The sequence below is a fragment of the Mesorhizobium sp. M0437 genome, from assembly GCF_040321335.1.
Classification (GTDB): domain Bacteria; phylum Pseudomonadota; class Alphaproteobacteria; order Rhizobiales; family Rhizobiaceae; genus Mesorhizobium.
Window position 1 is genome coordinate 1 of the sequence record NZ_JAMYRK010000110.1, and the last position, 10712, is coordinate 10712.

The 10712-nt window shown below is 62.1% G+C and carries 10 protein-coding genes and 1 pseudogene; all 11 read right to left on the bottom strand.

Annotated features, from left to right (window positions below; all coding sequences use genetic code 11):
- Positions 1-287, bottom strand: a pseudogene (locus tag NKI72_RS32735) (lipid-A-disaccharide synthase); the annotation flags it as partial.
- Positions 277-1179 carry an LpxI family protein gene (locus NKI72_RS32740; RefSeq protein ID WP_352540562.1) on the bottom strand — a complete coding sequence of 301 codons (903 nt, stop codon included), beginning with the start codon at positions 1177-1179 and terminating at the stop codon, positions 277-279. The gene NKI72_RS32740 and the pseudogene NKI72_RS32735, both read right to left, overlap by 11 nt.
- A 6-nt stretch (positions 1180-1185) precedes the next feature.
- On the bottom strand, positions 1186-2019 hold the full coding sequence (gene lpxA / locus NKI72_RS32745; protein WP_352540563.1) for an acyl-ACP--UDP-N-acetylglucosamine O-acyltransferase: 834 nt from the start codon (positions 2017-2019) through the stop codon (positions 1186-1188).
- Between the two features lie 13 nt (positions 2020-2032).
- Entirely contained in the window at positions 2033-2497 is a 465-nt protein-coding gene (gene fabZ / locus NKI72_RS32750) for a 3-hydroxyacyl-ACP dehydratase FabZ (protein WP_352502391.1), read from the bottom strand.
- Positions 2490-3548: a UDP-3-O-(3-hydroxymyristoyl)glucosamine N-acyltransferase gene (gene lpxD / locus NKI72_RS32755; RefSeq protein ID WP_352474278.1), complete on the bottom strand. Its 1059-nt coding sequence runs from the start codon at positions 3546-3548 to the stop codon at positions 2490-2492. Before lpxD ends, fabZ begins: the two co-directional genes overlap by 8 nt.
- A gap of 179 nt (positions 3549-3727) precedes the next feature.
- Positions 3728-6091: an outer membrane protein assembly factor BamA gene (gene bamA, locus NKI72_RS32760; RefSeq protein WP_352474279.1), complete on the bottom strand. Its 2364-nt coding sequence runs from the start codon at positions 6089-6091 to the stop codon at positions 3728-3730.
- Between the two features lie 217 nt (positions 6092-6308).
- Positions 6309-7451: an RIP metalloprotease RseP gene (rseP, locus tag NKI72_RS32765; protein WP_023674938.1), complete on the bottom strand. Its 1143-nt coding sequence runs from the start codon at positions 7449-7451 to the stop codon at positions 6309-6311.
- A 104-nt stretch (positions 7452-7555) separates the two neighbouring features.
- The gene (locus NKI72_RS32770; RefSeq protein ID WP_352835842.1) at positions 7556-8389 is read right to left on the bottom strand and encodes a phosphatidate cytidylyltransferase; all 834 of its coding nucleotides are present in this window, start codon (positions 8387-8389) and stop codon (positions 7556-7558) included.
- 3 nt (positions 8390-8392) lie between these two features.
- The gene (locus NKI72_RS32775; RefSeq protein ID WP_023674936.1) at positions 8393-9115 is read right to left on the bottom strand and encodes an isoprenyl transferase; all 723 of its coding nucleotides are present in this window, start codon (positions 9113-9115) and stop codon (positions 8393-8395) included.
- Positions 9116-9147: 32 nt separating this feature from the next.
- Complete coding sequence (gene frr, locus NKI72_RS32780; protein ID WP_084640965.1) at positions 9148-9702, bottom strand: ribosome recycling factor; 555 nt, start codon at positions 9700-9702, stop codon at positions 9148-9150.
- Between the two features lie 91 nt (positions 9703-9793).
- Positions 9794-10516 (bottom strand): UMP kinase, encoded by a 723-nt coding sequence (gene pyrH / locus NKI72_RS32785; protein ID WP_352851985.1) that lies wholly within the window; start codon positions 10514-10516, stop codon positions 9794-9796.
- Between the last annotated feature and the right edge of the window lie 196 nt (positions 10517-10712).

The following is a 10712-nucleotide window of genomic DNA, read 5'->3' on the forward strand; positions in this document are numbered from 1 at the left end:
ATAAGGCAATCCCGCTTTTCACCGGCAATCGCGTTTGCCGTCGGGCCGATCCGCCGTTTCAGGCGCGGCAGGTCGCGCAGGATGGCGCTAAGCCCCATCAGTGCGATCTCGCTGCCGTCGAACAATGGCGCCAGGCCGAGCGCCTGCAAATGGCGGCCGCCGATGCCGACAAGCCGAACTTCGCGCCCGGTCATGCGCTTGAGCGCCTGCACAAGGTCGGCGCCAAGCAGGTCGCCGGACTCCTCGCCGGCGACGATGGCTATCTTCAACGGCCGCTCATTCGCCATGCGCCGGCTCCGCAGCAGGCAGGCCGATCACGAACAGGCCGAGCGTATTGGCACGTCCGATGGTGGCGGGACCTTCGAGCACTAGCGAGCGACCGGCTTCGACGGCAATGCCGGCCAGTCCGGCGGCATGCGCGGCCTCGACTGTCAGCGGGCCGATGGAGGGCAGATCGGCACGCAGTTCCTGACCGGGCTTGGCGCATTTGACCAGAACACCGCGGCTCCCGCCGGCCAGCCTGCCGTGCCCGCGCAACTCCCTTGTCCGCTCGAGCAGCCCGTCGGTGCCTTCGACGCCTTCCAACGCAATGGCGCGGCCGCCGACCGCAACAGCCGCTTGGCCGATATCCAGCGCGCCGATGGCTTTTGCCGCCGCGTGCGCCGCCTCGATGTCACGCCAGTCGGATTTGCGTGGCGCCGCCTTGGTCAGCAGGCCTTCGGCGGCGACCAGCTCCGGCACGATCTCGTGAGCGCCGACGACCTTGATGCCGCTGCGCTCGATCCTGCGCACGAACAGTTTCAGCACCGTATCGTCCCCCCGGGTTACACCGACGAAGAGGCTGGGTAGCCACGCGAGCAGGCCCAAATTGAGGCGCATGGCGCTCAGCCTGGGGCGGCGCGTGATATGACCCGCGGTTACGAGATGCGTGACGTGGTGCCGCTTAAGGATCGGCAGCAGCGAGCCGACGTCTTCCAGCCTCAAGGTTGCCTGCTCATAGGGCTCGAAATCGGCTATGCGATCGACCTCGCCGGCCGCCATCACGACGAAGGGCAATTTGCCTTGCCGGGCGAGCGCTCGGGCAATTTCGACCGGGAGACTGCCGCCGCCGGCGATGATGCCGACCTTGGCATCTGGCGCGAGATCAAGGCCTTTTCCGGCAGCCTCAATCTTCGTCATCTGCCCTCAGTCTTCATCATCGGTATCGTCGCCGTCGCTACCCTTGAGGGACGGCACGGCGTAGTGCCGCTTGCCGCGACCGGCGATGAAGTCGACGATCTTCATGGCAGTCGGCGACGAGGCGAATTCCGCCTTGGCAAATTCGATGTTTTCGCCGACGGTCCGGGAGCGATCGAAGATCGTCTTGTAGGCTTTGCGCAGCAAGTGGATCTCCGTACGCGGCAGGCCGGCGCGCTTCAGGCCAATGATGTTGAGGCCGCGAAGGCTGGCACGGTTGCCAACGGCGATGGCGTAAGGAATGACGTCGCCGACGATCGCCGAGCAACCGCCGAGAAAGGCGTTATCGCCGATGCGGACAAACTGATGAACTGCGGTAAGGCCGCCGATGTAGACATTGTCACCGACTTCGCAATGCCCGCCTAACGTCGCTTGATTGGCGAAGGTGGCGTTCTTGCCGACCACGCAGTCATGGGCAATATGGGCATAGGCAAGGAAATTGCCGTTGTCGCCGATCGTCGTCTCGCCGCGGCTGGAATCGGTGCCGACATGCATGGTGACACCTTCGCGGATCGTGCAGTTCTCGCCGATCACCAGCGTGGTACGGCCGCCCTTGTGCTTGGTGTTCTGCGGCGGCCCGCCCAGTATCGCCATCGGATAGACCTTGGTCGATGCACCGATGGTGGTCGCGCCAATCACCGAGACATGGCTGACCAGTTCGACGCGGTCGCCGATCACGGCGTCGGGGCCGACGTGACAGAAGGGCCCGATGCGGGCGCCTTCGCCGATTTGGGCGCCTGCCTCGATGACCGAGGATGGATGGATGACTGTCTGGATTTTCATTAGCATTCGTTTGTCAGCCGCTTGCGACCATCATCGCCGAGATCTCGGCTTCCGCCGCCTTGGCGCCATCGACGAGGGCCTCGCAAGCGAATTTGAGAAGATTGCCGCGTTTCTTGATTTTCTTCACATGAATTTTCAGCTGGTCGCCTGGAACGACCGGCTTGCGGAACTTGGCATTGTCGATGGTCAGGAAATAAACCAGCGACGGCTTTTCCGTACCAAGGCTGCGGATGCAGATGGCGCCGGCCGTCTGCGCCATCGCCTCGATGATCAGCACGCCGGGCATGACCGGCTGGTCGGGGAAATGACCTTGGAAATGCGGCTCGTTTATGGTGACGTTCTTGATGCCGACGGCGGATTCGTCGCCATCTATGTCGACAATACGGTCGATCATCAAGAACGGATAGCGGTGCGGCAGGAGCTTCATCAGCCGCATTATGTCAACCGCTTCGAGCGTCGCCGCTGCGATGTCAGCCATTTCCCCCCTCACCCTGTTTGCGCGTCCGTGCAAGTCTGCGCAAGGCCGCTATCTCGCGCATGGCTTCCGCCATCGGCTGCGCCGGATATCCTCCCCAAATCTCACCGGCAGGCACATTGCTCATAAACCCGCTTCTTGCCGCAAGCTTGGCCCCGGACCCGATGGTCAAATGATCCGCAAGGCCGACACCGCCACCCATGGTGACGTTGTCGCCTACCGTCACGGAACCGGAAATACCCGAAAGCCCGGCTATAATGCAATTGCGGCCGATGCGAACGTTGTGCGCGATCTGCACCAGATTGTCGATCTTGGTGCCCTGGCCGATGATCGTGTCGGACATGGCGCCGCGATCGACGGTCGTATTCGACCCGATCTCGACGTCGTCCTGGATGATGACGCGGCCGATCTGCGGAACCCGCTCCGGACCCTTGGCGCCGGCCACGAAACCGAAGCCATCCTGGCCGATCCTGGCACCGCCATGGATGATGACGCGATTGCCAATCAACGCATATTGCACGCTGGCACCTGGACCGACATAGCCGTCGCGGCCAATCTGCGAGGACGGACCGATGACCGCATGCGGGGCAATGACGGTCCCGCTGCCGATGGCAGCGCGAGGTCCGATGATCGCACCCGCTTCGATGATCGCGCCGGCCTCGACATGGGCGGTCGCATCGATATGGGCGTGCGGCGAGATACCGGTTTCGCCGGTCATCGGTCCAGGCGTTGCAGCCGCCGGAAAAAGCAGACGCCCGACCATTGCGAAGGCCTGCTGCGGGCGCGGATGCACCAGCACCGCGATGCCCGCCGGCGCCTTGCCGGCAAATTCGGCAGGGCAGAGAACCGCCGCCGCCCGCAGTGACTGCATCAGGGCGAAATTGCGCCTGCCATCGACGAAGACAAGGGCGTTCTCGCCGCCTTCGTTGGCGGGCGCCAGAGCCTCGATCGATACATCGAAGAGACCGGAATCAACAAGCGTCGAGCCGGTCAGATTCGCGACTTCGCCGGCCGTATACCGGCGTGAGGGCGCGAAGAACACCGGATCGGTCATTCCAGAAGCAATATCCAGCTAGCGCATGACCCCGAAATCGGAAATCGACCCTCGGAAAGGATCATGCGCAAATCAAAATGCTACAACGTCCTTTGCGCGTCCGATAGGACGCGCTGCGCTGTAGTGTCGGATCACTGCCATCCGGATCCAAACGAGCCGGAAGCATCATTGCCCGCACATCAGAAGCGGGTCGATATGCCGAAGTTGAATTCCTGCACGTCGTCGGTCTTTTCCTTCTTGACCGGGATCGCATAGTCGATGCGGATCGGGCCGAAAGGCGATGCCCACATCAAACCGACACCGACGGAAGCGCGCCATTCCATGCCGGTTGTCGAAGAATTGACAAGGCCACTTGCGATTTTGCTGCCGTAGAGCGTTGCCGCATCGGCGAACACAGCGCCACGCAAACCGAAGCTTTCGGGGATGACCGGCAGCGGGAACTGCGCTTCCGCCGAGGCATTGAAGTAGGTGGTGCCGCCGAGATGGTCATTGCTGTTGTCCGAAGCAACCGGGCCGATGCCGCCGTATTCGAAACCGCGGATCATACGGTCGCTGCTCTGGAAATGGTCGAAGACGCGCAGATCGCCGTTGCCATAGCCTTGGACATGGCCGGCGCCGCCCGAAATGAGGCCCACCAGGTCCAATTGTTCGGACAGCGTCTGATAAATGCTGCCGCGCGCCGTGACCTTGATGAACTTGGCATCGCCGCCGACGCCGGCCACTTCGGTGCCGACATTGGCATAAATGCCGTCATGCGGGTTCTTCATGTCGTCGATGGTATTGTAGATCAGGCCGAGGCTGACCGAGGACTTGAGCCATGGGCTCTCTTCAACGCCGTTTACGATCGCCTGGGAGACGTCGCAGGTGCCACCATTGATAACGGGAACGCAGCCCTCGTCGAACTCGTACTTCTCTTGCGCAATATTATAAGCCAGCTGCGTTGAGATGTTGTCGGTGATCGGCAGACCGAAGCGGACGGTCGCGCCTGTCGTGTCGCTGTCGTAATGGTCGTAGTTTCGGCTCTGCTTGTAGATGTCGAAGCCGGCCGCGATCCGGCGGCCGAGGAAATAGGGTTCGGTGAAAGAGAAGCTGTAGTCGCGCGAGTTCTTGCCACCGCCCGCCGCCACCTTGATGAATTGGCCGCGACCGAGGAAGTTGCGCTCACTGACGGAACCTTCGACGGACGGACCTGACGTTTCACCGCCGCTCGAATAACCGGCGCCGACCGTGAACTCACCGGTCGATTTCTCGACCACATCTACCACCAGCACAACCTGGTCCGGCTCAGAACCCGGAACGGTGGAAATTTCGACTTTTTCAAAATAATCGAGCGCTTCCAGCCGCCTCTTCGCGCGCTGGATGAGCACCTGATTGAAAGCATCGCCTTCGCTGACATCGAACTCGCGGCGAATGACGTAGTCGCGCGTCCGATCGTTGCCGCGAATCTCGATGCGCTCGATATAGGCCTTGGTCCCCTGATCGACCGTATAGACGACCGAGATCGTGTGGTTCTCGAAGTTGCGGTCGCCGCGCGGCGTCACCTGGGCGAAGGCATAGCCGGATCCAGCGACCTTTTCGGTCAAGGCGATGATCGTGTCCTCGACGTTCTTGGCGTTGTAGACATCGCCCTTGTGGGTCTCGACCACCGATTCAAGTGACTTGGCGTCGACCTCGGGGATCGTGCTTTCGACGCTGACATCCCCGAACGTATAACGCTCGCCCTCCTGTACCGTGATGGTGACGGTGTATTTGTTGGTGGTGTCGTCGAGTTCGCCGACAGCCGAGACGACCTGGAAGTCGGCATAGCCGTGATTATAATAGAAGCGGCGCAGCAGCTCCTGGTCGGCGCGCAGCTTGTCCTCGTCATAGACGTCGTCGCGCAGCACGAACGACAGGAAGGACGAACGCTTGGTGGAGATGATGTCCGACAGCCGGCGGCTCGAATAGGCGCTGTTGCCGACGAAATTGATCGCTGCGATCTGGGTGCGGCCGCCTTCGTTGATGTTGAAGACCACGTTTACCCGGTTGTCGCCGAGATCCATGATCTGGGTGGTCACGGCGGCATCGTCGCGGCCGATACGCCGGTATGCGGCCTTGACCGCCTCGACATCGGCATCGAGCTGCTGTTGCGAGAAGGTGCCGCGCGGCTTCAATTGCACCGCGGCCTCAAGCGCGTTGTCCTTGAGCTTCTTGTTGCCCTGGAACAGCACCTGGTTGACGACCTGGTATTCGGACACCTTGATGACCAGCGTCGATCCGACCTGGTTGATCTGCACATCCGAAAACAGCCCGGTGCCAAACAGCGCCTTGACCGCATCGTCGATATCCGAACTGGAAAACGCCTTGCCGGGCTTGATCGTCACGTAATTGCGGATGGTGTCCGCGTCGACACGCTGATTGCCGGTGACTTCGACTCTGGAGACGACAGCCGCCTCGGCGGCCGATGTGGCAACGAACTGCACTGCGAGCGCGCCTGGTACAACCAGAGCGGCGGACATAGCCACCGCGGACGCGGCGCTCAGAAACTTGGATGCTGCCTTCATCGGGCTTTTGTACCTTTTCTCGAAGTCCCCACGGCGAGAAAACCGGACGTGCGGTAATTTCCCCTACCGTATTAACCGGATTTTCCCTACACGCAAGGCTTCTGGTTAATTTGTATTTACTTAACCCTGCGGCGTGGCTTTCGCGTCACGCATATCCCCACGCATGGTAAACGGCGTCTCAACATTGCTCGTGCCGAAGCCAAATTCCTTCATGATTTCAGCACCCAAACAGATCGTTCCAGAAAACAAAGCCCATGAACCCGAGCACCAATATGAGGCCGCTTCGGTAAGCCATTTCCATCATGCGTTCGGACACCGGCCGCCGGATGACAGCCTCCACGCCGTAGAACAGAAGATGCCCTCCGTCGAGGGGGGGAATCGGCAAAAGATTGAGAATCCCTATCCCGACTGACAGGAATGCAACAAGCTGCACGAGCCATTCAAAGCCGAGCTTTGCCGCCTGACCCGACATCTTGGCGATCTTGATGGGGCCGCCCAGCTGGCACTTGTCCTCGCGACCGACAACGAAACGTTGCAGGAACTGGCCGGTACGCTGGATGACGTGTCCGGTTTCCTGGACCGCTGCCCCGACCGCCCCGGCCGGACTATAGGTGATCAGCCGTGGCTGGCCGAGTTCCTTGTTGTTGACGACGCCGATCACGGCCACCTGGACCTTGTTGCCCAGTGCGTCTTGTTGTTCCATCAAGCGCGGCGTCGCCGTGACGGTGATTTCCTTGCCGGCGCGTAGCATGACGAAGGTGATGCTGTCGCCGGCGCGGCCAGAGACCAGACGCTGGACGTCGGCGAAGGTCTCGACCTTGCTGCCGTCGACGCTGACGAATCGGTCGCCGGGCATGATGCCGGCCGCGGCGGCCGGACTGCCGACAGTGACCTCAGCCACCATCGGCTCCAGCACGGGCCGGCCATGGACGGAAAACAGCACGGCAAAGACGGCGATCGTCAGCAGGAAGTTGAACAGCGGCCCCGCCACGACGGTCGCCGCCCGCTTCCAGATCGGCTGCGTGTGGAAGGCGACCTTGCGTTCCTCGTCGCTCAGCGCCTCGATCTCCTCGGAGCTGGGCTGGCTCGACGTCGCGTTCATGTCGCCGACGAACTTGACGTAGCCCCCGAGCGGTATGGCGCAAAGCTTCCAGCGCGTGCCGCGGCTATCGTTGAAGCCGATGATCTCTGGGCCGAAACCGATCGAAAAGGCTTTTGCGCCGATACCGCACCAGCGCCCGACGAGGTAATGGCCCATTTCGTGGACAAAAACGACCACGGTCAGCACGAACAGGAAAGGCACCAGCGTGCCGAGGACAAAGCCCTCTGTGCTGAAAACCGCGTGAAAAATCTCGTTCAATTCATGCCCTCAAATTCATCCACGGCACAGATCACGCCGCGACTGTGACATCAATCCAGGCGAATCCATGACGCAGCCCCGCGCCGGCCCACCGACGATGCCGTTCAAACCGGAAACAGACCCTGTGCCGGATGGTCGGCGGTCGCGGAAATCCAGCCGATGACGTATAGGGCGAAAGCCGCCGCGACAAGCCCATCTACCCGATCCATGATGCCGCCATGGCCGGGTATCAGCGTGCCGGAATCTTTACGGCCGTGGCGTCGCTTGACCCATGATTCGAACAGGTCGCCGGCCTGCGCGACAATCGAAAGCACCAGTGCGACCACGCCAAGCACGACGAGGTTGCCCGTTCCGGCTACGGCGGCCAGAAGCAGCCCGGCCACTACGCCGCCGACCACCCCACCGAGCGCCCCGCTCCGCGTCTTGCCCGGCGAGATCGACGGCGCCAGCCTTGGACCACCGATGGAGCGGCCGACGAAATAGGCAAAGATATCGGTCGCCCAAACCACGGCGAATAGGAACAGAATGGCCAGCAGCCCTGAATGGTCGCCGTCACGCAAGAAGGCCAGCGACAAGCCGGACACGGCCGCATAGGCAAGGCCGGATGCTTCCCACGGTCCTGCCCTGCGCATGGAAGAAGCGACGGCAGTGACAGCAACCAGAGCCGCGACGAGCGGCAGCAGCAAAGACGCAGGCAGGCCGGCGACGAGGGCACCAATAAAGATCACGATCAGCGCCTCGGGCAGAAAGCCGAGACCTGCCGTAGCACCAGCACCTGCCGGGGCAACGGGGCGGCTCATCCGCGTCCACTCGTAGAAGATGACCGCCGCCATGGCAGCGCAAAGCAACCGGAAGGACAGTCCGCCGAGCCAGGTCAGGGCAAGCGTGACGATGGCAAGCACGACGGCCGAAATGACCCGGAGTTGGAGGTTGCTCATTCCTCAGCCTGAGGCGACATCTTGGGCGGCAAGTCCGCCGAAGCGGCGCTCGCGGCCGGCGAAATCGCGCAGTGCATCGGACAGGTGCTCGCGACTGAAGTCGGGCCAGTAGCAAGGCAGGAAAACGAGTTCGCTATAGGCTGCCTGCCATAACAGGAAGTTGGACAGCCGAAGCTCGCCGCTGGTGCGGATGACAAGTTCCGGGTCTGGAATGCCCTCTGTATCGAGCGAGCTGGCAAAGGAATCGGCCGTGATCGCCTCGCTCTCGATCTCACCGCGCGCCACCGCCGCTGCGAGCTTGCGCGCGGTGCGCACGATCTCGTCGCGCCCGCCGTAATTGAAGGCAATGACCAGTGTCAGCGCCTCGTTGCTGAGAGTGAGCGTTTCGGCTTCCTCGAGCAGCCCCCTTATGTCGGGCTGCAGGCCTGCCCTGTCACCGATGACCCTGATCCGCACCCCACTCTGGTGCAGCTCGGCGAGGTCACGTCGGATGAAAAGCTTAAGCAGGCCCATGAGGTCGCTGACTTCGGATTTCGGCCGTGACCAGTTTTCCGACGAAAAAGCGTAGACGGTCAGGAAGGAGATGCCGAGGCCGGGGGCGGCGCGCACTGTCTTGCGCAGCGCCTCGACGCCGGCGCGGTGACCGGCCAGCCGCGGCAAGCCGCGCGCCTTGGCCCAGCGTCCGTTTCCGTCCATGATGATCGCGACATGCGCGGGCGTTGCCATATTCTCGCTTCCGGGCCAGGCGTGGCCAGACCCTAGACCTGCATGATTTCCGCTTCCTTGTCGGAAAGCAGGTGGTCGATGGTGCTGATTGTCTCGTCGGTCAGTTTCTGAACCTGGTCGGCCCGTTTGCGATGGTCGTCCTCACTGATGTCGCCGTCCTTTTCCGCCTTTTTCAGAAAGTCCATGCCGTCCCGGCGAACGTGGCGTGCGGCGACGCGGGCATTCTCGGCATAACCGTGCGAGATCTTGACCAGCTCCTTGCGGCGCTGTTCGTTGAGCTCGGGCAGCGGAATCCTGAGATTGGTACCGTCGACGATAGGATTGAAGCCGAGATTGGCTTCACGGATGGCGCGGTCGACTGCGCTGACCATCGACTTGTCCCAGACCGAAACCGAAATCATGCGCGGTTCCGGCACCGACACTGTTGCCACCTGGTTGATCGGCATGGTGGTGCCATAGGCCTGCACCTGGACGGCATCGAGCAGGTTGCTCGACGCGCGGCCGGTGCGCAGCGAAGCCAGATCATGCTTGAACGCGGCGATCGCCCCGTCCATCCGCCGTTTGAGATCGTCGTACTCGCCACTCATCATCGTCTCCTCGACCCGTTAACCCGGGTTCACTGCTTAGGCCCTGTTCGAGCCTCATCCGCAACCGGTCCCTTTCGGGTTCATGGTCCGGTCAATCGTCTGCGACAACCGTGCAACGGCCGCCGCCCCTCAGGATATCGCCGAAGCCACCCTTCTCGTGGATCGAATAGACGATTATCGGAATGTTGTTTTCGCGCGCAAGTGCAATCGCCGCCGTATCCATGATCGAAAGCCCGCGTTTGATGACTTCGTCATGGCTGATCCGCTCGAAACGTGTCGCATGCGGGTCCTTCTTGGGATCAGCCGAATAGACACCATCGACCTGGGTGCCCTTGAACAGAGCATCGGCGCCGATCTCGGCGGCGCGAAGGGCTGCAGCCGAATCGGTGGTGAAGAACGGATTGCCGGTGCCGCCGGCGAAGATGACGACCTTGCCCTGGTTCATGTAGGCGGTCGCCTGACGCTGCGAAAAACTTTCGCAAAGCTCGGGCATGGCGATCGCCGACAGCACCACGGCGTCGACGCCGATCTTGTTGAGCGAGGTGCGCAGCGCCAGCGAATTGATAACCGTGGCAAGCATGCCCATATGGTCGCCGGTGACGCGGTCTCCGCCTTTTGACGCAACCGCGAGGCCACGGAAGATGTTGCCGCCGCCTATGACGACACCGACTTCGATGCCCAATGCGCGGGCCTCGGCGATGTCGGCGGCGATGCGGTCGACCACCGATACGTCGATGCCGAAATGCTGCTCGCCCATCAACGCTTCGCCCGACGCTTTCAGCAAGACACGTCGGTAGAGGGGCTTCACCGTCATCTGGTCCTCGTCATCGTGCGTGTGACGCGTTTCGGTGCGCCCCGAAACACTGGGCGTTCCGATACACGAAGGGCGCCCCGCTGTGACCCCGGGGCCGCGCCCGCCGTTTTGGTCGGTGGGCGATGTTACCGGCCCCCCACCCCCGGCCAAAATACACGCAATCGAAGAGACCGCAGCTATGATGGCCCGGTAGCGC